The organism is Pseudoalteromonas sp. NSLLW218 (genome assembly GCF_015864775.1).
Lineage (GTDB): Bacteria > Pseudomonadota > Gammaproteobacteria > Enterobacterales > Alteromonadaceae > Pseudoalteromonas.
Genome location: NZ_JADYWO010000013.1, coordinates 102,837 through 125,621, shown reverse-complemented (window position 1 = coordinate 125,621; position 22,785 = coordinate 102,837). Strand labels below are relative to the sequence as shown.

Annotated in this window: 24 protein-coding genes and 1 tRNA gene; 17 read left to right on the top strand and 8 right to left on the bottom strand. The window is 39.0% G+C overall.

All coding sequences use genetic code 11. The features are described 5' to 3' along the window. Positions 1 to 346: 346 nt before the first annotated feature. Positions 347 to 1,546, bottom strand: a complete 1,200-nt coding sequence (locus I6E80_RS17960) for an alpha/beta hydrolase-fold protein (protein WP_197186126.1) — start codon at positions 1,544 to 1,546, stop codon at positions 347 to 349. Between the two features lie 374 nt (positions 1,547 to 1,920). Between I6E80_RS17960 and rpsF the strand changes: the two genes are divergently transcribed. The 9 genes from rpsF to alr all read left to right on the top strand — a co-directional run bounded on the left by rpsF (position 1,921) and on the right by alr (position 8,117). Continuing rightward, complete coding sequence (gene rpsF / locus I6E80_RS17955; protein ID WP_007378473.1) at positions 1,921 to 2,262, top strand: 30S ribosomal protein S6; 342 nt, start codon at positions 1,921 to 1,923, stop codon at positions 2,260 to 2,262. 44 nt (positions 2,263 to 2,306) lie between these two features. Next, entirely contained in the window at positions 2,307 to 2,624 is a 318-nt protein-coding gene (gene priB / locus I6E80_RS17950; protein WP_033015549.1) for a primosomal replication protein N, read from the top strand. A gap of 12 nt (positions 2,625 to 2,636) precedes the next feature. Beyond that, complete coding sequence (gene rpsR, locus I6E80_RS17945; RefSeq protein WP_024600736.1) at positions 2,637 to 2,864, top strand: 30S ribosomal protein S18; 228 nt, start codon at positions 2,637 to 2,639, stop codon at positions 2,862 to 2,864. A gap of 35 nt (positions 2,865 to 2,899) precedes the next feature. Further along, on the top strand, positions 2,900 to 3,352 hold the full coding sequence (gene rplI, locus I6E80_RS17940) for a 50S ribosomal protein L9 (protein WP_002962755.1): 453 nt from the start codon (positions 2,900 to 2,902) through the stop codon (positions 3,350 to 3,352). A 229-nt stretch (positions 3,353 to 3,581) separates the two neighbouring features. Continuing rightward, positions 3,582 to 4,130, top strand: coding sequence for an RNA polymerase sigma factor (locus tag I6E80_RS17935; RefSeq protein WP_024600735.1), 549 nt, complete (start codon positions 3,582 to 3,584; stop codon positions 4,128 to 4,130). Beyond that, complete coding sequence (locus I6E80_RS17930; protein ID WP_197186125.1) at positions 4,117 to 4,599, top strand: hypothetical protein; 483 nt, start codon at positions 4,117 to 4,119, stop codon at positions 4,597 to 4,599. Before I6E80_RS17935 ends, I6E80_RS17930 begins: the two co-directional genes overlap by 14 nt. Before the next feature lie 9 nt (positions 4,600 to 4,608). Continuing rightward, complete coding sequence (locus I6E80_RS17925; protein WP_197186124.1) at positions 4,609 to 5,547, top strand: DUF4097 family beta strand repeat-containing protein; 939 nt, start codon at positions 4,609 to 4,611, stop codon at positions 5,545 to 5,547. Positions 5,548 to 5,658: 111 nt separating this feature from the next. Next, positions 5,659 to 7,038 (top strand): replicative DNA helicase, encoded by a 1,380-nt coding sequence (gene dnaB / locus I6E80_RS17920; RefSeq protein ID WP_024600732.1) that lies wholly within the window; start codon positions 5,659 to 5,661, stop codon positions 7,036 to 7,038. Then, a complete protein-coding gene (gene alr, locus I6E80_RS17915) occupies positions 7,038 to 8,117 on the top strand; it encodes an alanine racemase (protein ID WP_024600731.1) in 1,080 nt (359 codons plus the stop codon). The genes dnaB and alr overlap by 1 nt, the downstream gene beginning before the upstream one ends. Positions 8,118 to 8,136: 19 nt before the next feature. Here the strand turns inward: alr and I6E80_RS17910 are convergent, their stop codons facing one another. After that, positions 8,137 to 8,376 (bottom strand): DUF2960 domain-containing protein, encoded by a 240-nt coding sequence (locus tag I6E80_RS17910; protein ID WP_024600730.1) that lies wholly within the window; start codon positions 8,374 to 8,376, stop codon positions 8,137 to 8,139. A 107-nt stretch (positions 8,377 to 8,483) separates the two neighbouring features. On the opposite strand from I6E80_RS17910, the gene I6E80_RS17905 reads away from it, so the two are divergent. From I6E80_RS17905 to I6E80_RS17895, 3 genes are all read left to right on the top strand, one after another. Continuing rightward, the gene (locus tag I6E80_RS17905) at positions 8,484 to 8,735 is read left to right on the top strand and encodes a hypothetical protein (RefSeq protein ID WP_007587304.1); all 252 of its coding nucleotides are present in this window, start codon (positions 8,484 to 8,486) and stop codon (positions 8,733 to 8,735) included. Between the two features lie 200 nt (positions 8,736 to 8,935). Further along, positions 8,936 to 9,553 carry a nicotinamide riboside transporter PnuC gene (gene pnuC / locus I6E80_RS17900; protein ID WP_076925268.1) on the top strand — a complete coding sequence of 206 codons (618 nt, stop codon included), beginning with the start codon at positions 8,936 to 8,938 and terminating at the stop codon, positions 9,551 to 9,553. A 3-nt stretch (positions 9,554 to 9,556) separates the two neighbouring features. Further along, complete coding sequence (locus I6E80_RS17895; protein WP_170072650.1) at positions 9,557 to 10,369, top strand: phosphotransferase; 813 nt, start codon at positions 9,557 to 9,559, stop codon at positions 10,367 to 10,369. On the opposite strand, the gene I6E80_RS17890 is transcribed toward I6E80_RS17895, so the two are convergent. After that, entirely contained in the window at positions 10,366 to 10,548 is a 183-nt protein-coding gene (locus tag I6E80_RS17890) for a hypothetical protein (protein WP_007587299.1), read from the bottom strand. The two genes, I6E80_RS17895 and I6E80_RS17890, sit on opposite strands and share 4 nt — an antisense overlap. A gap of 246 nt (positions 10,549 to 10,794) precedes the next feature. Between I6E80_RS17890 and I6E80_RS17885 the strand changes: the two genes are divergently transcribed. The 3 genes from I6E80_RS17885 (at position 10,795) to I6E80_RS17875 (ending at position 12,314) form a co-directional block, all read left to right on the top strand. After that, a tRNA-Arg gene (locus tag I6E80_RS17885) sits at positions 10,795 to 10,869 on the top strand. 196 nt (positions 10,870 to 11,065) lie between these two features. After that, positions 11,066 to 11,608 (top strand): hypothetical protein, encoded by a 543-nt coding sequence (locus I6E80_RS17880; RefSeq protein ID WP_231616822.1) that lies wholly within the window; start codon positions 11,066 to 11,068, stop codon positions 11,606 to 11,608. Position 11,609: 1 nt separating this feature from the next. Beyond that, complete coding sequence (locus I6E80_RS17875; RefSeq protein ID WP_197186123.1) at positions 11,610 to 12,314, top strand: NRDE family protein; 705 nt, start codon at positions 11,610 to 11,612, stop codon at positions 12,312 to 12,314. A gap of 107 nt (positions 12,315 to 12,421) precedes the next feature. Here I6E80_RS17875 and I6E80_RS17870 read toward each other — a convergent pair whose 3' ends face one another. Next, on the bottom strand, positions 12,422 to 14,185 hold the full coding sequence (locus tag I6E80_RS17870) for a lysophospholipid acyltransferase family protein (protein ID WP_197186122.1): 1,764 nt from the start codon (positions 14,183 to 14,185) through the stop codon (positions 12,422 to 12,424). A gap of 351 nt (positions 14,186 to 14,536) precedes the next feature. On the opposite strand from I6E80_RS17870, the gene I6E80_RS17865 reads away from it, so the two are divergent. After that, entirely contained in the window at positions 14,537 to 15,751 is a 1,215-nt protein-coding gene (locus I6E80_RS17865; RefSeq protein ID WP_170072653.1) for an HD-GYP domain-containing protein, read from the top strand. On the opposite strand, the gene I6E80_RS20515 is transcribed toward I6E80_RS17865, so the two are convergent. Beyond that, positions 15,711 to 16,034, bottom strand: a complete 324-nt coding sequence (locus I6E80_RS20515; protein WP_331459346.1) for a hypothetical protein — start codon at positions 16,032 to 16,034, stop codon at positions 15,711 to 15,713. The two genes, I6E80_RS17865 and I6E80_RS20515, sit on opposite strands and share 41 nt — an antisense overlap. A gap of 294 nt (positions 16,035 to 16,328) precedes the next feature. Here I6E80_RS20515 and I6E80_RS17860 point away from each other — a divergent pair, with 294 nt between their 5' ends. Beyond that, positions 16,329 to 17,579 (top strand): outer membrane protein transport protein, encoded by a 1,251-nt coding sequence (locus tag I6E80_RS17860; protein WP_170072654.1) that lies wholly within the window; start codon positions 16,329 to 16,331, stop codon positions 17,577 to 17,579. Between the two features lie 111 nt (positions 17,580 to 17,690). Here the strand turns inward: I6E80_RS17860 and I6E80_RS17855 are convergent, their stop codons facing one another. From I6E80_RS17855 to pepA, 3 genes are all read right to left on the bottom strand, one after another. Further along, positions 17,691 to 20,546 (bottom strand): valine--tRNA ligase, encoded by a 2,856-nt coding sequence (locus I6E80_RS17855; RefSeq protein WP_197186121.1) that lies wholly within the window; start codon positions 20,544 to 20,546, stop codon positions 17,691 to 17,693. 53 nt (positions 20,547 to 20,599) lie between these two features. Beyond that, a complete protein-coding gene (locus I6E80_RS17850; RefSeq protein ID WP_024600719.1) occupies positions 20,600 to 21,046 on the bottom strand; it encodes a DNA polymerase III subunit chi in 447 nt (148 codons plus the stop codon). Positions 21,047 to 21,204: 158 nt separating this feature from the next. Continuing rightward, positions 21,205 to 22,716 (bottom strand): leucyl aminopeptidase, encoded by a 1,512-nt coding sequence (pepA, locus tag I6E80_RS17845; RefSeq protein ID WP_024604878.1) that lies wholly within the window; start codon positions 22,714 to 22,716, stop codon positions 21,205 to 21,207. Positions 22,717 to 22,785: the final 69 nt, after the last annotated feature.

Below are 22,785 nucleotides of genomic sequence, written 5' to 3'. Positions count from 1 at the left end.
CGAGCTCACTGTCTTCCCGATGTGACAAGTGCTAGCTAAACACTCATCAAGAAGAGATACAAGGTTGGGTTGAGTGAAGCGAAACCCAACGAGAAAGTAAAATTTTAAGTTTTTAGCTGTCAGCTTTCGGCAAAGAAAAACCGATGCTTAGTTTAAGCATCGGTTTTTTTATTTTTAAGTGGCTTTAAATAGATTAAAAGCTGCGCTTTTCAGGCGAGCAAGCTCGGCGACTACATGTAAAGTTTAACACTGAGCTTAATTTTACCTGTAGGCGTTTAGCTTGCTGACGCGACGAGCGTAGCTCGTAATTACTATAGTTAGTTAAAAACGCTTTGCGTTAAATCAATTATAATTTCTTTTGTGCTTCATTCACCATATCTTGTAGCGCATCAACTAACATTGGGTCTCGCGAGTTTTGCTTAGCAAGTTCTAGTGCCTGTTTCATGCTAGTTACGGCTTCTTTAAACTGTTTGTTAGCAGTGTACCCTTGTGATAGTCGCATGTGGGAGTAAGCAGCATCAGGATAATCGCGAGTAAAGTGTTTAAGCGTAGTTATCGCTTTTTTAGTGTTGCCAAATTTTTGCTGGCTATGCGCAAATTCTACGTACACATCTTGTGGAATTTTAAGCTCAAATCCGTACTTATCACTCAGTGCTTGGTAGTAACCGGTAATAAGCGATACATCAGCAAATCTTCCGTGCTCGTCAGTCACTTTAAATATTAGGTCGCCAAATAGGTTAATTAGGCTATCGCTAAGTGCTGGTAGTATGGTGCCCATATGACTAAAAGTAGGGTAATGCTTATATTCCCATTTTAGCTGTGTAGGCATTTGTTGTTCTAAATTTACTAAAGTATTTAATACACCTGTATAAAAGCGTGAGCCTTCACTTGCTACACTAATAAATAACGATTGGCTGCCTTTAGGGTTTTTAGTGTATTTAATAATATTATTTTTTAACTCTTCATCACTCCACCAACTATTTGGGCTAATAGCTATGTAGTTGTTAAATAATTCCGGCTGATTAACTAAAGTATAAAGCGCTAATGTACCAGCATTAGAGTGACCAATTAAGGTGCTGTAGCCGTTAGTCGAGTAATTGCTATTTATGTAGGGCATTAGTTCGTCAGACACAAACTTTAAAAAGTTGTCGGTTTGCCCAGCGTCAGGCCATTTATTTTTAACAAAGGTTTGAAACTCTGTTTTAGGCTCGCCTTCTACTTTTGGTAAATAATCGCGAACACGGTTAGTTGTATCAATACCAACGAGCATTGCATTGGGTATTTGCTCGTAATCTACAAGGGATTTAATAACACCAGACGCCGTATGAAAGTGCTCAACACCATCAAGTAAATAAATAACATAAAGGGGCTGGTCGTCTTTTACAGTGTCAGGTATGAAAATTTTAATGGGCCTGTCTTCGTTGAGTATTTTTGATTGCAGAATGACTTTTTTACCAATGGTTATGTCGGTTGTATTAGTTTTTGCGTGGCTTAAAAATGGTGTACTAAAAGTAAGTATTAATACAAGCGGTAGTAAGAGCTTCATAAATATCCTTATTTAATAATATATTGCTTAATAATTGCACGGCTTTAAGCTTGAGTAAATACTTATATTTTGAGGCAGGTGTGAGACTTAAGTAATTCAAAGTTGCGCTTTTTACGCGCGAAAGCTTGGCGTATATGACAAATATTGAGCTCCGAGTTTAGCTTTACCTTTAGCCCTACGGCTTGCTAACGAGATGAGCGAAGCTCGTAATTATTACTTTTAAACACTTATCTATAAAAGCTTAAAAACCTGCTTGCTTAATTATCCGTCTAAGCGTAAAATGCGCGCTCATTTCGGCTTTTAAACTATTAATTCCTTGCCTTAAACCGACCGGCCGAAACGGTAGAAGGCTCTATTAACCGTAAGGAATATCCATGCGTCATTACGAAATCGTATTCATGGTTCACCCAGATCAGAGTGAGCAAGTTGCTGGTATGATCGAACGTTATACTGGTTCTATCACTGAAGCTGGTGGTGTTATCCACCGTCTTGAAGATTGGGGCCGTCGTCAATTGGCTTACCCAATTAACAAGCTTCATAAAGCTCACTATGTTCTTATGAACGTTGAAGCACCAACTGAAGTAATCAGCGAGCTAGAAACTACTTTCCGCTACAACGATGCAGTGCTTCGTAACTTAGTTATCCGCACTAAAACTGCTGAAACTGAAGCGTCTCCTCTTGCAAGAGAAGAGAAGAAAGAAGCACCAGCTGCTTAATTGTTTTGAGTCCTAGCATGGCGTTTAACTGGCGGTAAATATAAATGGTTAGCCCTTTTATGAATCAGCTGGTTATATCTGGGGTAGTTTGTAAAACTCCCAAGTTTAGCCAAAGCCCTGCTGGCATCCCGCATTGTATTTTTGTTGTAGAACATAAATCGATGCAAACCGAAGCAGACCTTAACCGTAATAGTTACGTGAGGCTTCAGGTAGTTGCCAGTGGAAAGCAAATGCAACAACAGACTCAACATTTGCACGTTGGGCAGGCATTGCAAGTGAGTGGTTTTTTAAATCGCCACGAAGGTCGTAACGGCCTTAGCCAATTGGTTTTGCATGCTCAGCATATAGAAAGAATTATTTGAGGAATTAATCTCATGGCACGTTATTTCAGACGTCGTAAGTTCTGCCGCTTTAAAGCGGAAGGCGTAAAGCAAATCGATTACAAAGATCTAGCTACTCTTAGAAACTATGTTACAGAAAGTGGCAAAATCGTACCTAGCCGTATTACAGGTACTAGCGCTAAATACCAGCGCCAGCTAGCAACTGCTATTAAGCGTGCTCGCTACTTAGCCCTTCTTCCATACACTGACTTACATAAGTAAGCAGCGGATTAACAGTTTTTAAAAGGTGTAGAAACATGCAAGTTATTCTACTAGATAAGATCGCTAACCTAGGTAGCCTAGGTGAACAGGTTGTAGTTAAATCTGGTTTCGCACGTAACTTCCTTTTCCCTCAAGGTAAGGCAGTTCCTGCGACTAAAGCTAACATTGAAACGTTTGACGCTCGTCGTGCAGAACTTGAAGCGAAAATCGCTGAACAGTTAGTTGCTGCACAAGCACGCGCTGAAAAACTAGAAGCATTAGCAGAAGTTACATTAGTATCTAAAGCTGGTGACGAAGGTAAGTTATTCGGTTCAATCGGTACTCGTGACATCGCTGACGCTATCTCAGCTGTTGGTGTTGAAGTTGCTAAGTCAGAAGTTCGTTTGCCTCTAGGTACTATCCGTGAGACAGGTGAATTTGACGTATCAATTTCAGTTCACTCAGACGTAACGGCTACTATTAAAGTAATCGTAATCGCTGAAGCTTAATTTTTTAATTAAGCGACAAAAGCCGTGCTATTAGCACGGCTTTTTTGTGTCTGTAATTTGGCTAACTTCGTTTATTAGTCACTAGTTAAGGGCATAGTTAAATACAACCTCGTACAAGCCCTTTTTTATTCAATTATTTTTCATTCCCTTTAAACCTTTTCGAACTGTTATTACGTCTAACTTATCAATACACTAACTCAATAATAATAATTAAAAGGCGACATCACGGATGTTACACGTTAAACCCGAACAAACGCCTTTATGCGAGGCTACACTTATTGAACGTGTTAAGTCGGGTGAGCAGGCGGCATATACAACGCTTTATGAGTTACATATAAAACGAGTCTACGGTTTATGTTTACGCTTATTAGCCGACCAAGCGCATGCTGAAGATGCAGCGCAAGAAGTGTTTGTACAGGTGTGGCATAAAATAGCGCAATTTGACGGTCGCTCGCAGTTTTCTACTTGGCTTTACAGTGTTGCCAGCAATATTGCGATTAACTACCTACGCAAGCAAAAAAATTGGCTACAAAAAGTGGTGAGCATTGAACACAGCGGTATGGATGAGCAATCAGCTAATGATTGCGAAGGCTTAAATGGCCTTGATAAATTAATAGTAAGGCTTCCTGAGCGTGCACGTATGGTGTTTGTGCTGTTTGCAATTGAAGGTTACAGGCATGAGGAAATAGCCGAACAGTTAGGTATGGCTGTTGGTTCAAGTAAATCGCAATATCATCGTGCTAGGCAGTTATTACAAGAGTGGTATGAAAATGAATAAACCAAATTTTGACGATTACTTAAACAAATCATTAAATATGCTTGATAAAGAGATACCACCACAAAAAGATTTATGGGCAGGGATTGAGCGAGCAATTGTTAATAATAAGCAGAACCAAAAAAAAGCTGGCATTTGGCCAAAACTAACGGCAATAGCTGCCTGCACATTAGCTACTTTAATTGCTGTAAATATATTTATTATAGCGCCCGAGCCACAACCCGTAGTGGCTATAAGTGATTACTTTTCGGCGAAAAAAAACAGTTTGTTAGTTGAATACGAAAATAAAGAAGCATTGACCACTAATTGGCAAACACAACTACAAGAATTAGAAGAGGCTGAACAAGCAATAATGCAAGCTCTTGAAAATGAACCACAAAACCAAGCGCTTCTGACAATGTTAGCGCAAATATATCAACAACAACTTGATTTAATTAACAAGGTGCACGCGCCACGTTGGCAGCACATTTAGGAGTACGACATGAAAGCGATTTTATTAGGACTAAGCTTATTTCCATTGGCGGTATTTGCGGGTGAAAAAATAGATAAGCAAATAGACGTACCAAATGGCGGCACTATTTTTATTGAAAACCAACGCGGTGATATACATATTACAGGCTGGGATAAAAACGAATTTAAAGTATCTGGCGAGCTTGATGACAAAGCAGAAGGTTATGAGCTTAAAACAAATGGCGATAAAACTCAGTTTATTGTAAAAATGCCACGTAAATCAAATTGGAGTAATAATGGCGATGGCTCAAGCCTAACCATATTTATGCCTAAAAGCAGCAGCTTAGAGTTTGCTGGCGTTAATGTATCGGTGACTGCGAAAGAGCTAAAAAACGGTGCTGAAGTTGATGTGGTTAATGGCGAAATTACGGTAGATGATATTGCCGGTAATATTAAATTGACCACAGTTAATGGCGACGTAAATGCACAAAATTTAAGTGGTAATATTCAATTTGAAACCGTAAATGGCGAAATTAACGATAGGCAATCAAGTGGTGAACTGCGTTTTAGTGCTGTTAATGGCGATATTAAATCAACCTCAAGCGCCAATGATGTGCGCCTTGAAAATGTAAATGGCGATATAAATTTTACGCTATCGTCAATTAAAAACTTACGTATTAACACGGTAAATGGCGAAGCCGAAGTACACATTAAAGAGCTTTTAAAAGGTGGTGATGTACGTTTTGAATCGGTAAGTGGCGATGGTGATTTTTACTTTCCTGACAGCGTATCTGCAAATTTTGAAATTAAAGCCCATGCTAATGGCAAAATCATTAATAAAGTTACTAGTGACAAAGTCAGTAAAGCTAAATATGGCCCAGCCAGTGATTTAGAATTTAGTATCAATGGCGGTAATGCTAATGTTGAAATGGATACCATTAGTGGGCGCATAGAGCTTCGTATAAAATAACGCTCTCACCTTCACGATTACAAAAAGCAGGAAAAGATTTCCTGCTTTTCTATTTGCACAGCCCCTTCAAGTCGATAGAATAGAGCCATTCAATTTTACCACTGTGAAGTTATGGCCAAACCAGATAAGCAAGTCGATACTCTTAAAGTTCCTCCCCATTCAATAGAAGCTGAACAATCTGTTTTAGGTGGTTTAATGCTTGATAACCAAGCTTTTGACCGCGTAGCTGAACTTGTTGTATCACAGGATTTTTATACCCGTACGCACAAGTTAATTTTTGAAGCGATGACGGCACTTGCTGAGATTGGCGATCCAATAGATTTAATCACTATTTCTGAAAGTTTAGAAAAAAATAATAAGCTTGCAGGAATTGGTGGTTTTGCTTATTTAGCTGAAATAGCTAAAAACACGCCAAGCGCTGCTAACATTGACGCTTACGCAAGTATTGTACGCGAACGCGCTGTTGTACGTGAAATGATTGGCGTAGCGAACGAAATTGCAGAAGCGGGTTTTAATACTGAAGGGCGTACTAGTCACGATTTACTTGATTTTGCCGAAAGCAAAGTGTTTAAAATTGCTGAGCAACGAACAAAAAGTAATGAAGGTCCGCAGAGCATTCATAGCATCCTTGAAAAAACCGTTGATAAAATAGAAGAGCTTTATCAATCGCCACAAGATGGTGTAACAGGTGTAAGTACAGGTTATGCCGATCTTGATAAAATGACGACGGGCTTACAGCCATCCGATTTAATTATTGTAGCAGCGCGTCCATCAATGGGTAAAACCACCTTTGCGATGAACCTTGCAGAACATGCTGCAATGACTCAAGACAAACCAGTATTAATTTACTCTCTAGAGATGCCTTCTGAGCAAATTATGATGAGGATGCTAGCGTCTCTTGGCCGTATTAACCAAACTAAGGTACGTACTGGCCAGTTAGATGATGACGATTGGGCACGACTTTCATCAACAATGGGCTTGTTGATGGAAAAAGGTAAAATGTACGTTGATGATGCGTCGGGCTTAACACCTACTGATGTTCGTTCACGTGCAAGGCGTATAGCCCGCGACCACGGCGGCATTAGTATGATCATGGTCGATTACTTGCAGTTAATGCGTGTACCAAGCCTTGCCGATAACCGAACGCTCGAAATTGCCGAAATCTCGCGTTCACTTAAAGCATTAGCAAAAGAGCTAAAATGTCCGGTTGTTGCACTTTCACAGCTTAACCGTACGCTAGAGCAACGTGCCGATAAACGCCCAATTAACTCAGATTTACGTGAGTCCGGGTCGATAGAGCAGGATGCCGATTTAATCATGTTTATTTACCGTGATGAAGTGTACAACGAAGACAGTACCGATAAAGGTATTGCCGAAATTATTATAGGTAAACAACGTAACGGCCCAATTGGTAAAGTGCGTTTAACATTCCAAGGTCAATTTTCTCGCTTTGATAATTACGCGGGACCAGCGGTAGATGACGATTACTAATGCGCTTAGCCACTGCTGAAATTAATTTAGCTGCACTTGCGCATAATTTAGCGCAAGTTAAGTGTTTTGCACCTAATAGCAAAGTAATGGCGGTGCTAAAAGCAAATGCTTACGGACATGGTTTAGTAACGATTGCGCAGCATTTAAATGATGCTGACGCATTTGCTGTGGCGCGGATAGATGAAGCGTTAGCTCTGCGAGCGGGGGGCCTAACAAAGCCAATAGTTTTACTCGAAGGCTTCTTTAATAAAGCCGACATACCTATTTTACTTGCTAATAATTTTCAAACTATTATTCACGATGAGTACCAATTAGCTGCGCTTGAAAAAGCAAAGCTTGATGCGCCAATAACATGCTGGTTAAAAGTAAATACAGGTATGCATCGACTAGGTATTGCGCCAGAGCAGTTTGAAGAATTTTATAGCCGTTTACAAAAAACACCTAACGCTAAAAACACTGTTAATCTGATGACCCATTTTTCGTGTGCTGATGATGTTGATAATGCTAAAACGGTTCAACAAATTACGTTATTTGATAACTTAGTGAATGGTATTGACCAAGCGCATTGTTTATCAAATTCAGCGGGTATTATCGCGTGGCCAAATGGACATGGTGATTGGGTACGCCCTGGTCTAATGCTCTATGGTGTATCGCCTATGGCAAATAGTATTGGGCAACAACATAAATTAAAACCAGTTATGCGCTTAACTACGCGCGTAATTGCAGTGCGAAATGTGCCTGCTAATGAGGCGGTCGGGTATGGTGGTCGTTGGAAAAGCGATAAACCAACCAAGTTAGCTGTTGTGGCTATGGGTTATGGCGATGGTTATCCTCGGCACGCTAAAGAGGGGACCCCCGTTATAATTGGCAAGCAGCGTTATGGTATTGTCGGTAGTGTAGCAATGGATATGATTAGTGTAGATATAGGCACTAATGAGCATAATATTAAAGTTGGCGACAGGGTTACTATGTGGGGCCCTGAGCTACCAGTTGAAGAAATAGCACTATGCGCTGATACTATTCCCTACGAGCTATTATGTAATATTACACCGCGCGTAAGTTATGAGTATCAGCGTTGACACAGCTATAAAGCTGTATTTACTCTTTTATAAAGTAAATATCGCTAAAGCCCATACGGGCAAATTCTTGGTCGCGAAAGTTACGAACAGAGGCAGACCCTTTTGAGGTCATTTCTATTTGCTGTACCATGCTTAAGTAATTAGTCAGATCAATACCTTCAGCGGCAGCAATTGCTTGATACATGTCGTGGTATTTATCTTTAGCGAAATTAATCTCGCGCGGTTCGTTTTTATATTTGTAGGTTATTCTACGTGCCATATTAAGCTCATTTCAATTGAGTGTTGCAGCGATTTTACACTGTATTTAATAACGGCTCTAGCATTGAATGACTTGTTGTAATCGGTAATTAAAATAAAGAGTCGAAAATGAAATTATCAGTAGAGATCAGTAAATACCCACTTCACCAAGACTATATCCCGTTTATACAAGGGTTTATTGACAGATTAAACGAATACGATGATTTAAAAGTGATTACTAACACGTTATCAACGCAAATTTTTGGTGATTACGATTTAGTAATGCAGGTATTAAATACCGAAATTAAGCGCTCATATGAAGAATTTGGTAAAGCTATTTTTGTATGTAAGTTTCTCTCTGGCGACTTATCGCCTGAATAGCCTATAATACCAACCTGCATAAATATTTGATCAATTTAACGAATTAAATTGCACTATAACGTCGTTAAAAATTTTTATTTAGAACAACTAGATACAAAAATTTTTGCCTAGTTCTAGCGTAATTTTCTTAACGTTAAATAGACCCCGTATATAAGCAGGTTGGTATAACAATCGGCACAACTAAACGGTAACTGCATAATATGGACTTTTTAACACAAACCTTAAGTGGTTTTACAGCAATGTCGCATTGGGAGTATATTGCGGTAGGGTTGTCGATGGCTTATTTATTATTAGCAATAAAAGAAAGCTTATGGTGTTGGCCTGCGGCGTTTTTTAGTACGCTCATTTATACAATAATGTACTGGAATGGTGCATTACTTATGGAGTCATTACTTAATTTTTATTATATGTATATGGCTGTATTTGGATGGGTTGTATGGCGTAAAGGCAAAGCTGCAAATTTAAATATTACATCGTGGTCGATAAACCGCCATGCTGTTTTAATTAGTTTAACAACTATAGCTGCAATAGCTATAGGTTACGTTATGCAAAACTATACTCATGCTGATTTTGCTTATCTTGATAGCTTTACAACGTGCTTTGCAGTAGTAACTACTTACTTAGTTGCTAAAAAAGTCCTCGAAAACTGGCTGTACTGGATTGTTATAGATGCAGCTTCTATGTATTTATATTACGAAAAAGGCTATTACCCAACGCTAGCACTCTTTATATTTTATACCATTATGGCAGCGTGGGGCTTTAAAACCTGGTACGAAGAATACGAACAAAGCCAAGCTAAGCCTCTAGCACAGCTTTAATCAATGATTGCCCATACTCAGTTAGTAAAAATGTGTAGTGCGTTTATAGAGCCTACAAGCATTGTTTCAAGCGAGCGATTACTTAATGGCTTTAGTAACGATAATTTTTTAATACGTACCGAGCAACAAGGGTATTTGTTAAAGTGTTATAAAAGCCATTGGCCAAGTGACGGCCTTGAAGCGCAGCGCTTTTTAAGTGACTTTAATATATGTCCAGCGCCTATTTGGCTTGATAAAGAAAACGGTCGTGCGGTATTTAACTATATTGAAGGCAAGAGCGCGCAATCGGATATAACGCTTAGCTTTATTAATAAACTTGCTCAAGTGCACAATTACAAAGTGTCTACCGCGCCAATGGATATAGCTAAAGAGCTTCATTTTTATCAAAACACCGGCGTATATACGCAATATAAACTTCAAATAGAGCAGGCACTCAAAGCAGTTACAGCTATGTCATTTAATGCAGGTTTTTGTCATAACGACTTAGTAAAAGACAACATTATTGTAAATGCTTCAGGTATATATTTAATTGATTTTGAATACGCACAAACTAACGATGTGTATTTTGATTTGGCAGCCCTTGCAGTGAGCTTTAATTTTAATGAGAGCAGTGAAAGTGCATTGTTAAATAACTATAAAAATAGCATCGATAAAACAAAAACGTTTGATCTTTCAATAGATAAGCTGAATTACTATAAGCTGTTTTTTTTAGTGTTATGTATTGGCTGGTACGAAGAGCGCGGCATAACTAATAAATCTGTAATGTTACGCGCGCAGCTAACTAAACTCGTTAATAATACTTTTTATAGATGTTAAAGGCCACCAAAGCGCTCGGCTAGCTCTTTGTATTTAGTTACTTCGGCTGTATCAAATTGTGGTTCGCCATTTTCATCTTCTGATTTAGCAATTAATAAACTCTCTCTAGAAAGACGTTTTACACGCTCTACTTTTACACCTAAAAACTCAGCAACTTGCTCAGTAGACATTAAACTCATCATTATTTCCTCGTATTAAATTAATCCGCACAGCGACAATCGTAGTTTCAATGTTGCTAAACCGTTACTGTTTCTTATTCAATAAGAATAAATAGCGTGTTTTTAAGCCATTGTGAAGTGTTTTATTTAAAAGAGTTTAATTAATAAGCATATAAGCTGATGTTACTGGTATTTATTTAAAGATCTCTTTATCATTGCTGATGCTAAAGCACTGATATCGCGAGTTGGTGTGGAGGCAACAAATGTGCTCTCGTGGTGAAATGGATATCACGTGGCCCTCCGGAGGCTGAGTTGTAGGTTCGATCCCTACCGAGAGCGCCATTTGCTTTTACATCTACTAATATCCCTCTCTATATTATCTAGCTTTTCATTAATTACTTTTGTATATAAAAATGTATTACTGCATAAATTTTGAAATTTTATTGTAAGAACAGCTTTCTAGTTATTTATACAATGCAAAATTGCATTATTCAAAATGTTATCTAACGTTATGTATGCATATACGACGAAATTATAAATGAGGAAAACCGATTCAATGTTAAATAGTCAGTTAGAAATACTCGCTCAAGGTCATACTTATCTTGAAAGTGTAACTAAAGAGGATTATTCGCAAATCGTTGCTCCTAATTTCATTAGTTCAGCTGGGTCACATATGCGCCACATTATCGATCATTACCAATCTTTAATGACGGGTTTTGATATAAATAATATTGATTACGATAGTCGCCTACGCGGCAGTAATATTGAAAGTAACCCCTGCGAAGCGATAAAAAAAATTGCCGAGATAGCATCGTGGATTGAACAGCTAAGTACAGATGATTTTAATAAACCGCTGTTACTTTCAAGCGAAGTATCAATTAAAAGTAAAAATGTACAAACTGTAACAACCTCATTAGCACGAGAGCTTATATTTGTAGGAAGCCATGCAGTACATCACTATGCGATGATTTCACAAATTACCTTTGCACAAAAAGCATCATTCGACCAGAGCTTTGGGTTAGCACCAAGTACAGCCACTTTTTTGAGAGAAAAAAGCCAATCAAAATCACTGCAAAGTTAATATGTGCACTTTAAGTTACTTCTTAACTGATGATGGCTACGAGTTGTTTTTTAATCGTGATGAGCAAAAAACGCGAGAAATGGCAATCGCCCCGAGTAAGCACACAGGTAACGCAATTTACCCGATCGATCCGCAAGGGGGAGGTACTTGGCTTGGTGTATCGCATTGGGGGCAAACATTAGCTTTATTAAACGATTATCAAAGTGTATTTGATATAACTGCCGTAAAGCACAGTAGAGGTCTTTTAATCCCACATTTACTGAGCAACAAAACCCCTGCATTGTCTCAATTACAAAATATGGATTTATCAGGTTATGCGCCTTTTAAATTATGTATTTTTCCGGATAAATTATCCCTAAATAATAGTCACATCGTTTTTGTTCGGTGGGACACAAAACAATTAATCGATTGCCAAGTTGAATCGCTTGCAACGTCATCTGGCGTTGAGCTAGAAACAGTTACACAAAAGCGTAAACAACAATTTAAGCAACTTATTGACGTAAGACATCCCGCAAGTGAGCAGTTTTTAGCATTTCATTACAGCAAAGCCGAGCAAGGCCAATATGGTGTAAATATGCAAAGAGAAGACGCAATGACAGTCAGTATTAGTCATATTAAAGTTGGTAAGACTATACGTTTTAATTATTTTGATAAGCAATCTCAGCTCATCAGTAGCATTAGTTGTTTAAAAGTGGCTGCAGCTTAACTAGGTATTCGTATAGCTATTACATAACTAAAAAAGTCGACGCAATTAATTGCGTCGACTTTTTTGTTGCTTTATTTTTACCTGCTGTATTAATGCAGCAGATAAAATTATGAGTGATTTATATAATCATCTTTTTTATCACCAAGGTAGAGCTTAAGTAGCTTTTCAGGCGCACTTGGTAGGTGCACACTTAAAAGTAATCCTGGGGTGTGATTAAAGTTACTGTCAATTCCCATACAATGAAATTGAGCGCCTAGCTTATGATATTGCTTTAATAAAATCGGTATGTCTTTTTTATCTTCTTCTATTCCCATAACCAATGTTGATACATGATCTATGTTTAACGTGTGATCGCTAATGAAGTCTTCAAACTCAGGGTGAATTTTATTATTAAAAGGCGTATTGGCGTTAACACCTTTTTTATTATTAACCATTGCATGATCAATAATTGCGACAGAACGAGGGTCATAAAGTTTACTTAGTGAAACTGTGCCGTATAAAGTCCTATAACGTGGGTTTTGCGCCATAAACGCACCGATCCCTTTAAATAACAGCAATAAACCATGGTAACTGCCTTGATGTTTTTGAACTATAAACGAGCGACCCATTTCCAAGCACGGCTGTTGTTGATTAATAAAAGAGGGTTTAAAATTAAACATTTGCGATAAGTAAAGGGCGCTCACGTCGCTATTTTTTTGTAATAAATCAGTTTGTCCAATTCGATAAGCACCAATGATCTCTTCATTTTTATGATCAAAAATAAATAAATGCATGTAAGTTGCGTCAAACTTATCGGTATCACATGGCTCGCCGCTTCCTTCGTTTAATGTACGAAAGGTTATTTCTCTAAGGCGTGTTATTTCAGTAACACAATTAGGTATTTGATCTTGATAACCGTAATAAACGGAGTAACTTTTAAAGTCTAATAAGTGCTGCTCGTTTGGTAAGCTAGCAAGTTCACTCGTCATTTTTGTTTTATCAACATCCTGCATAATCGCTTTTAGTTGCATTGATTGGGCATCGTCTTGCCAAGGTGTTACAAAGCGTTCATCGTTTAAATAACAAAGCAGACGCGCAATATCGTTAATGTCGTCAGTTTTCTCAAATTTATTTAATAACTTGGGTGTAAGTAAATTACTAGCACCTAAATTAATGGACCTTTTTTGAATTTTAAGTAATTCACGTATTAGCATTAATAATCTAAATCGGTAGTAAATGCGTCCCAAGTTGTAAAACATAGGGCTATTTTGACCACTAATAAACACAGGTAATAAAGGGGCTTGTGTTTTTAAGGCTAGTTGAGCCGCTAAACGATTCCATTGACCGTCGGTTACACGTTGTTTTTTTGATTGAAAAAACGAAACCCTGCCAGCAGGAAAAACCACAAGTAAGCCATCGTTATTTACATGTTTAAAACACTGTTTAATTGCACTGGTATTAATGGCTGCTTTAGGTTTGAGCGGGTTGGCAAAAATAAAGTAGTCTTTAATTTCTGTAAATATTTTTAAACCAACGTTAGCCATTACTTTTGTATCGCTACGATAATGGGTGAGCAATTTTGCAATTATTACGCCCTCAACCATGCCGTAAGGGTGGTTACATACCACTATGCAAGGGCCTTGCTTTGGTATTTTGTTAATAACACCTTGTGCGCCAAGTACATTAATACCCAATACATTTAAAAGCTTTTCACTAAACTCTTGTTTATCCAAACCCGATAAATTATTAGAGAGGTAAATATCTCGCAGTTTATTTATACCCAATAGGCTATCAAGCAGTGGAGCGGCTACTTTTAATATATGACCCAAAGGCGAGGCTGTGTTTATTGCAGCCACACTTAGGTTTGATAAGGGTTGGTTTAGTTTTGTCATATATTAGTACTCTTAAGTATTTGAAGCAGTTTTTATTAAGTGCTGTGTATATTGAGACCGAGGCAAAACAATATTATGTTCAAGAAAGGTTAATAAAGTTCGCTTTTTTATAATGATTAGATAAATTATATAGCTAAATCACATGTTTTTTAGTGGTAAACACTTCAGTGTAGTTGAGAGAAAGCATTTAATTATTAAAAATTAAGATAATCAGAATTACATTACAGCTCTAATAAGGCTGTAAATTATAGTTTTAGTTATATATAACTACTTACAACTCAAAAACTAGACTTTTAGGCTTAATTAATGCTATTTAAGGTACATATTCCTTAATAGAAAAATCCCGCCTTTATGCTAATTACTTTGCCCGTGTCCGAACTTACTCCTGGTATGTACGTTGATAGCGTTACTAAGCAACATGAAGGGATCAATAGCATAAAAATTAAGACCAGTGGCTTGGTACGCGATAGATCTATTATTAAGCGTTTAGTCTCTGAAGGTGTGCTTGAGCTACTGATTGATTTTACTAAAGGTGATGCCCCAGTTCCTGCCAAATATAAGCCTCAAAGCATACCTAAAACATCTAATAGCCAACAAAAAGCAGAAAAAACACCTATAGCAATCTCAATCGAACAAGAATTTGCTAAAGCGACTGTAAATTACGATCAGCACGGTCGAAAGCTACAGTCGTTATACGGTGACTTAACATCTGGCCTGAGTGTTAATATAAAAGTGCTTGATGAAATAGCCAGCGAAATAGTCAGCTCAGTTTTTCGTAACGCTAACGCCATGACTATTCTTACTCGTATCAAAGATAAACACAGCTATAACTGGCGGCATATGATCAACTGCGCCATTTTTACCGCTGTATTTGCTAAATACTTAGGATATGAGCAGGCTGTTGTACAAGAGCTTGCAATGGGGGCGTTACTTCATGATTTAGGCCAAGCTAAATTACCCCAAGGTATATTTTCAAAGCCAACTAAGGTTACTAATAATGAGCTCTTAGCCATTAAAAAGCATGTAGCACAAGGTTTGGGTTTAGTTAAAGGCGAGAAGGGTATAACACCCCTTATGCTTGATATGATAGTAAATCATCATGAGCGCTTAGATGGCTCTGGTTATCCGCGAGGCCTGCAGGCTGAAAAGTTAAGTCGCCCGGCGCGTATAATGGCAATTGTAGATGTGTACGATGCAATGACTGCCGATAGAATGCATCAAGATGGTGATGAGCCTATTAATGCATTACGTTATTTATTAGCCAATAAACACTTGTTTGATGGTGAGTTAGTGCAGCGGTTTATAAAGTGTTTAGGGGTTCATCCGGTAGGGACTATTGTAAAATTAACGAATGAGCGTTTAGCGCTAGTGCTTGAGGGAAATGTACTTAATCCTATTAAGCCTAAAATTAAGCTATTTTATAACGCTAAGCACAATCATCATGTTACACCAAAAGATATTGATTTAAGTGAGCACACCCAAGAGCTTAAAATACTATCAAGCGTTAAGCCCTTAGATTATCAGATTAATTTGTCTCGCCTGCTAAAAGAACATTTGTTGAATTAGCCTTACTGCATTGCCTTTTTTTAGTTTGTTTTGCTGAAATAAATGCACCCAAAAAGCAACTTCCCATAAGTGTTAACCATAGCAAAGTGCCTAGCTCTACGTGCAATGCAAAACAACACAGGGCTAAAGAGATCAACGCATTTAACATTGCCCCTAGCCAATAATGGTTTACGGGATTATCGCATTGTCCTGCTTGAGTACAGGCGCAGTAGTTTGCTTTGTAAAAGCAAAACACACTCGCCCCACAAAATATTAGCCCTGTAATAATAAATAAAATGATCACAGTTTCACTTCCTTTGCGATTTTATAATGAGTGTAAGTGGCCGCTAAACCCAAGTCAATCTAAATGATAATTAATTACAGTTAGAGTGTTTGCTCTAATAGCACACTTCTAGTCCGATGAGTTTTAAATTACCGTTAATTTGTCGTTAAAATGTGGTTAAAAACCGGGTTTTTTGCTATTTTTTGACACTTTCATAGAGTTTTTTACAAAAAATTAAGGTAGTGTAGCCAAGTTTTAAATCCTAATAACAACACACATAGTACCCAGACGGTCAGTTTGGTTAAGGACTCAACAATGAAATTTTCTAAAACTCTTATAGCAGCTTCGCTTGCATTTGTTTCAGCTGATAGCTTTGCAGCTGCGTTTCAATTATCAGAGCAAAATGCATCGGGTTTAGGCCGTGCATACGCTGGTGAAGCTTCTATCGCAGACGATGCGTCTGTAGTTGCACGTAACCCAGCACTAATGACTTTATTTAAAGACAAGCAACTAAGTGTTGCTGCTATTGGCGTAATTCCAGATGTAAGCTTAGAAGGTGAAGGCGCGCCAACTGGTATTGATCAATCTTCATTAGATGATGACAGCATTGCACCAAGTGCAGTGGTACCAGCAGCTTACTTTACTATGCCTTACAACGATAAAGTATCACTTGGTTTTGGTGCATTTTCTAACTTTGGTTTATCAACAGACTTTGACGATGACTACTCAGCAGGACAGATTGCAGGTAAAACAGAAATATTTACTGTTAACTTAAATGCAAGCGTTGCTTATAAAGTTACTGAAAAGTTTAGCTATGGTATTGGCTTAAACGTAATTTACGCTGATGCAACAATTGTGCGTCATGCTGGCTCTGGTTTACCATTTGCTGCAAATAATGAAGTTGTGAACTTGGAAGGTGATGATACAGGTTACGCTTTAAATGTTGGTTTAATGTATCAGCTAGATGATAACAGCCGTTTTGGTTTTAATTATCGTACAGAAACAGATATTACATTCGAAGGTGAATACTCGAATCAAATACCAACAGCTTTTGGTGGATTGAATGGAGCTGAACTACCTGGCTCTGTCGAAATCACACTTCCTGCAATAGCTGAATTTTCAGGTTCCCATCAGTTAGATGAAAAACTTGGTCTTCATTACAGTATTTTATGGACAGGTTGGAGTAGCTTTGATTCATTAGAAGCACGAGTTACAGCACCGACTGGCGATAAGTTTAGCGCATTTAATAAAGATGAGAGCTTCTCTGATTCGTACCGTTTCGCTGTTGGTTCAGATTACCAATATAACGAAGATTTATTACTTCGTGCTGGTGTAGCATTTGATCAGTCTCCAGTATCACAAGATCATCTGTCGATCTCTATCCCAGACACAGATCGTTTTTGGTTCTCATTCGGTGGTAACTACACAATTGATCAAAGCTCTAACGTTGATCTTGGTGTAAGTATTATCCGTGGTAAAACTCAGAATTTTGAAGAAGATGGATTTGAGTTTGAATCAGAAGGTAATGCAGTACTTATTGGCGCTCAGTACAACTACAAGTTTTAATGTAGAAGTGTCTTGTGGTTAATCACAGGGCACAAAAAAGCCGCTCACTTCAATAAGTGAGCGGCTTTTTTAATGCCTATTAAATAGTGTTAATAGGCATTTTACGAAAGCTTATAAACTTTCTATTTTAGTTTTTTGCTCAAGTAGCTTAGTTTTAGCATCGCTAAACTCAGCTAGTTTTGCATTTTCTTTAGCAAGTACGGCTTCAGGCGCATTATTAACAAACTTTTCGTTAGCGAGTTTGTTTTGCACTTGTGCTAGGCCTTTTTCTGCTTTTTCGAGTTGCTTATTAATACGCGAAAGCTCGGCTTCCACATCAATTAAGCCCGCCATTGGGATCATGATCTCAAGGTTGCCAACATAAGACGTTGCACATGCTGGTGCGTCATCTTTGTTTTCAAGCATTGTAAACTCTTCAATTTTTGCAAGTGATGCTAAAAATGATTTGTTTTCTTCAATGCGTCGCACGTCGTCGCTCGATGCATTAGCAAGTAATACGCTAAGTGGTTTACTTGGACTAATATCCATTTCGCCACGAATATTACGAATCGCTAAAATGAATTGTTTAACCCACTCCAAGTCATCCATCGCTTTAGCATCAACGCTTGCCTCGTTATATACAGGGAACGGCTGAACCATAATGCTGGTGTTTGCTGTTTCAAGGCCTGCAAGTGGTGCAACACGTTGCCAAATAGTTTCAGTGATGTACGGCATCATCGGGTGCATTAAACGCAGTAAGCTTTCAAGTACCGTTATTAACGTATGGCGTGTACCACGTTGCTGTGCTTCATTGCCTTTAAACAATACTGGTTTAGTTAGCTCTAAATACCAATCACAAAATTGATTCCATGTGAATTCGTAAAGCGTGTTAGCGGCTAAGTCAAAACGGTAGTTATCTAAGTGCTCTGTGTAGGTTTTAACGGTTGCTTCATACTGACCTAAAATCCAACGGTCAGCTAATGAGAACTCTTTATCAGCATCGTTTGCAAAACCACAATCGAGCTCTTCGGTGTTCATTAGTACGTAACGGCTCGCGTTCCATAGTTTATTACAGAAATTACGGTAACCTTCAAGGCGATTCATGTCCCAGTTAATATCACGACCGGTAGATGCCATCGCAGCAAGGGTAAAGCGAAGTGCATCGGTGCCGTGTGCTTCAATACCGCCGGCAAATACTTTACGCGTATCTTTTTCGATTTTAGCGGCAAGTTTTGGCTGCATCATGTTACCAGTACGTTTTTGTACTAGGTCTTCAAGTTCAATGCCGTCAATCATATCTAGTGGGTCAAGTACGTTACCTTTTGACTTAGACATTTTATCGCCATTGTCGTCACGTATTAAGCCAGTTACATACACGGTTTTAAATGGAACTTGTGGTTTGCCATTTTCGTCTTTCACAAAGTGCAGCGTCATCATAATCATGCGCGCAACCCAGAAAAATATAATATCAAAACCAGTTACCAATACGTCAGACGGGTGGAAGGTTTTTAAATCATCGGTATTTTCAGGCCAACCTTGTGTAGAAAATGTCCAAAGCGCTGATGAGAACCACGTATCAAGTACGTCTTCGTCTTGGCTAAGCGCAACATCATCTGCAATGTTGTTTTCACGGCGTACTTCAGCTTCGTCGCGACCAACAAATACGTTGCCTTCATTGTCGTACCAAGCTGGGATGCGGTGACCCCACCAAAGCTGGCGTGAAATACACCAATCTTGTACGTCGTTCATCCACGAGAAGTACATGTTTTCGTATTGCTTAGGTACAAATTGAATATCGCCGTTTTTAACAGCGTCTTTTGCAGGTTCTGCAAGTGGTGCAACACGCACATACCATTGGTCGGTAAGTAGTGGCTCAATTACAACGCCAGAGCGATCGCCGTAAGGAACCGTTAAACCATGATCTTCAATTTTTTCAAGTAGGCCTAGTTCTTCAAATTCTGCCACAATCGCTTTACGCGCAGCAAAACGATCAAGTCCATGTAGGCGCTCAGGAATTGGCGCATCAAACTCAAGCTCTTTACCGTCAAAGGTGTATGTTTCACCTTGGGTAAGAATAGCGGCGTCTTTATCGAAAATGTTGATCATCGGCATTTGATGACGCTTGCCCACTTCGTTATCGTTAAAGTCGTGCGCTGGGGTGATTTTTACACAACCCGTGCCTTTATCTTTATCGGCATGTTCGTCAGCAACAATTTTAATACGACGATTAACGATTGGTAATAAAATCTCTTTACCAATTAAATCTGTGTAGCGTTCGTCATCTGGGTTTACTGCAACACCCGAGTCGCCCAGCATGGTTTCAGGGCGAGTTGTTGCTACTACTATGTAGTCTTTTCCGTCTTGTGTTGTAACGCCGTCAGCCAGTGGGTAACGTAAGTTCCACATGTGGCCTTGCTTGTCTTTGTTTTCAACTTCAAGATCAGAAATAGCAGTGTGTAATTTAGGATCCCAGTTTACTAGGCGTTTACCACGGTAAATTAGGTTTTCTTTATGAAGGCGTACAAACACTTCTTTAACGGCTTCAGATAGGCCATCGTCCATTGTAAAGCGTTCACGATCCCAATCAACCGATGCACCAAGGCGACGAAGCTGTTTGGTAATAGTGCCGCCAGATTCTTTTTTCCATTCCCAGATTTTATTAATAAAATCTTCGCGGCCTAAATCGTGGCGTGTTTTACCTTCTTCTGCATGAAGCTTACGCTCAACCAACATTTGCGTTGCAATACCTGCGTGGTCAGTACCTACTTGCCATAATGTGTTGTTACCTTGCATACGTTTAAAACGCGTTAGGGTATCCATTATTGTGTCTTGGAAGGCGTGGCCCATGTGTAAGCTACCAGTGACATTTGGCGGCGGAATCATAATTGAATATGGTACGCCTTTGCCAGATGGCTTAAAGTAGCCTTTTTGTTCCCAGTCTTGATATAGAGACTGTTCAATATCTTGCGGATTGTAGGTTTTATCCATTACACAGAACCTTAAATAAGTACTTAGATTAGTTGGTTAGTTTGCCTGATTGGCTAGCTATTAATATCTTGCGTGGTGAGATTGGCACCGAGTTGGCGTAGCTTTTTAAAACGCTCGCGGGCTGCCTGTTTAGCAGCTGCTTCTACGGGTACAAAATCAAAAACTTGGTTAAACCGACGAATGTAATCCGGTAACTGAGTAGCCAAGTTAATTAAAACTTTACGATTGCCAACAGGTGGCGTAATACCAATTTCTACAGGTGCGCCGCCTTTAGGGCCTTCACCTTGTAAATTATGTGGCACAAAACTATCTGGATCGAATGCCCAAATTATTTCATCAATGGCACAGGCTGCTTCATTATCGTTAACACAAATAAACACACGCTGCCCATTTCGATACTGATCGGCCGCAATTTGAGCAGCCAAAGCAAAATGATCGTCAGCCTTAGCTGTTAACTCATCTTGTTGCTTTAGAACGAAAAATTTAGCGTTCATGTTCATTGTATCGGGGTTTCCCATGACATTGAATGTATACCAAATTGATATACATAAATTAAGAGGCAGATTTTGCCATATAACGGGGTTTGCTTCAATTAATACACAAATAAATAAGGCGCCAAACGGCGCCTTATAAACAGATATTAACTTAAACTAAACGTTTAATCTTGAGCTGCTTCACTTACACCAGCTCTATTTAGTAAATACTGAGTAAGCATTGGAACAGGGCGACCCGTTGCGCCTTTTTTAGCGCCACTGCGCCACGCTGTACCAGCAACATCTAAATGCGCCCAATTATACTTTTTAGTAAATTTAGACAAGAAACATGCCGCAGTAATTGTTCCTGCAGAGCGTCCACCTAAGTTTGTAAAGTCAGCAAATGGGCTATCTAGTTGATCTTGATAGTCATCCCATAACGGTAACTGCCATGCACGGTCGCCACTTTGCTCTGACGCTTTTAACAAATCATGTGCAAGTGGGTTATGGTTTGATAGTAAACCAGTTGCATGCGCGCCAAGGGCTACAATACAAGCGCCTGTCAGTGTTGCCACGTCAATAACAGTATCTGGGTTAAAGCGCTCAACGTACGTTAGTGCGTCGCACAATACTAAACGACCTTCAGCGTCGGTGTTCAACACTTCAACTGTTTGGCCCGACATTGTTGTTAAAATATCACCCGGGCGATATGCGTTTGAGCCAGGCATGTTTTCACAGCCAGCTAAAACACCAATAACGTTAATCGGCAATTGCATTTGTGCAAGTGCACGCATTGCACCAATAACACCAGCAGCGCCGCCCATGTCGTATTTCATCTCATCCATGCCTTCGCCTGGTTTTAATGAAATACCGCCTGAGTCAAACGTCAAGCCTTTACCAACAAGTACAATAGGGGCTTGGTCGTCAGCGGCGCCTTTGTAGTTAATAATCGACATAATTGATTCGTTATCACTACCTCGGCCAACAGCTAGGTATGAGTTCATACCTAGTTCTGCCATTTGCTTTTCGCCAATAATATCAACGGTGATATTGTCAAAATTAGTTGCCAGCTCTTGTGCTTGTTCCCCTAAGTACACTGGGTTACAAATATTTGGTGGCATATTAGCCACGTCTTTACACAGCTTACTACCTGCAGCAATGGCTAAACCATGCTCAATAGCACTTTCGCCAATCGTTAGTTCGCGTCGAGTTGGTACGTTAAACACCATTTTACGAAGTGGACGACGAGGGTCTACTTTTTTACTTTTTAATTGGTTAAACGTGTATAAGCAATCTTGTGTTGTTTCTACTGCTTGACGTACTTTCCAGTAAGTGTCGCGACCTTTAACGTGTTGCTCTGTTAAAAAGCAAACTGCTTCCATAGAGCCCGTTTCGTTTAAGGTATTAATAGTTTTAGAAATAATTTGTTTATATTGCTTATCATCAAGCTCACGCTCTTTGCCACAACCAACAAGCAATATGCGCTCGCTTAATACGTTTGGTACATGATGCAATAATAAAACTTGGCCTGGCTTACCTTCTAAATCGCCACGGCGAAGTAAATTAGAGATATAACCATCGCTAATTTTATCGAGTTGTTCACCAATGGGGGATAACCTACGTGGCTCGTAAACGCCAACCACAATACATGCGCTGCGCTGTTTTTCTGGGCTACCACTTTTTACGTTAAATTCCATTGTCACTCCTGATTTTGAGTCATTTAAGTTAGTAAGTTGGGGCTAAAAAAGTATTTTCTAGTCTTATCT

Coding starts and splice junctions, on each gene's coding strand:
- I6E80_RS17960 (WP_197186126.1), bottom strand. CDS start 1,546: ATGAAGCTCTTACTACCGCTTGTATTAATACTTACTTTTAGTACACCA.
- rpsF (WP_007378473.1), top strand. CDS start 1,921: ATGCGTCATTACGAAATCGTATTCATGGTTCACCCAGATCAGAGTGAG.
- priB (WP_033015549.1), top strand. CDS start 2,307: ATGGTTAGCCCTTTTATGAATCAGCTGGTTATATCTGGGGTAGTTTGT.
- rpsR (WP_024600736.1), top strand. CDS start 2,637: ATGGCACGTTATTTCAGACGTCGTAAGTTCTGCCGCTTTAAAGCGGAA.
- rplI (WP_002962755.1), top strand. CDS start 2,900: ATGCAAGTTATTCTACTAGATAAGATCGCTAACCTAGGTAGCCTAGGT.
- I6E80_RS17935 (WP_024600735.1), top strand. CDS start 3,582: ATGTTACACGTTAAACCCGAACAAACGCCTTTATGCGAGGCTACACTT.
- I6E80_RS17930 (WP_197186125.1), top strand. CDS start 4,117: ATGAAAATGAATAAACCAAATTTTGACGATTACTTAAACAAATCATTA.
- I6E80_RS17925 (WP_197186124.1), top strand. CDS start 4,609: ATGAAAGCGATTTTATTAGGACTAAGCTTATTTCCATTGGCGGTATTT.
- dnaB (WP_024600732.1), top strand. CDS start 5,659: ATGGCCAAACCAGATAAGCAAGTCGATACTCTTAAAGTTCCTCCCCAT.
- alr (WP_024600731.1), top strand. CDS start 7,038: ATGCGCTTAGCCACTGCTGAAATTAATTTAGCTGCACTTGCGCATAAT.
- I6E80_RS17910 (WP_024600730.1), bottom strand. CDS start 8,376: ATGGCACGTAGAATAACCTACAAATATAAAAACGAACCGCGCGAGATT.
- I6E80_RS17905 (WP_007587304.1), top strand. CDS start 8,484: ATGAAATTATCAGTAGAGATCAGTAAATACCCACTTCACCAAGACTAT.
- pnuC (WP_076925268.1), top strand. CDS start 8,936: ATGGACTTTTTAACACAAACCTTAAGTGGTTTTACAGCAATGTCGCAT.
- I6E80_RS17895 (WP_170072650.1), top strand. CDS start 9,557: ATGATTGCCCATACTCAGTTAGTAAAAATGTGTAGTGCGTTTATAGAG.
- I6E80_RS17890 (WP_007587299.1), bottom strand. CDS start 10,548: ATGAGTTTAATGTCTACTGAGCAAGTTGCTGAGTTTTTAGGTGTAAAA.
- I6E80_RS17880 (WP_231616822.1), top strand. CDS start 11,066: ATGAGGAAAACCGATTCAATGTTAAATAGTCAGTTAGAAATACTCGCT.
- I6E80_RS17875 (WP_197186123.1), top strand. CDS start 11,610: ATGTGCACTTTAAGTTACTTCTTAACTGATGATGGCTACGAGTTGTTT.
- I6E80_RS17870 (WP_197186122.1), bottom strand. CDS start 14,185: ATGACAAAACTAAACCAACCCTTATCAAACCTAAGTGTGGCTGCAATA.
- I6E80_RS17865 (WP_170072653.1), top strand. CDS start 14,537: ATGCTAATTACTTTGCCCGTGTCCGAACTTACTCCTGGTATGTACGTT.
- I6E80_RS17860 (WP_170072654.1), top strand. CDS start 16,329: ATGAAATTTTCTAAAACTCTTATAGCAGCTTCGCTTGCATTTGTTTCA.
- I6E80_RS17855 (WP_197186121.1), bottom strand. CDS start 20,546: ATGGATAAAACCTACAATCCGCAAGATATTGAACAGTCTCTATATCAA.
- I6E80_RS17850 (WP_024600719.1), bottom strand. CDS start 21,046: ATGAACATGAACGCTAAATTTTTCGTTCTAAAGCAACAAGATGAGTTA.
- pepA (WP_024604878.1), bottom strand. CDS start 22,716: ATGGAATTTAACGTAAAAAGTGGTAGCCCAGAAAAACAGCGCAGCGCA.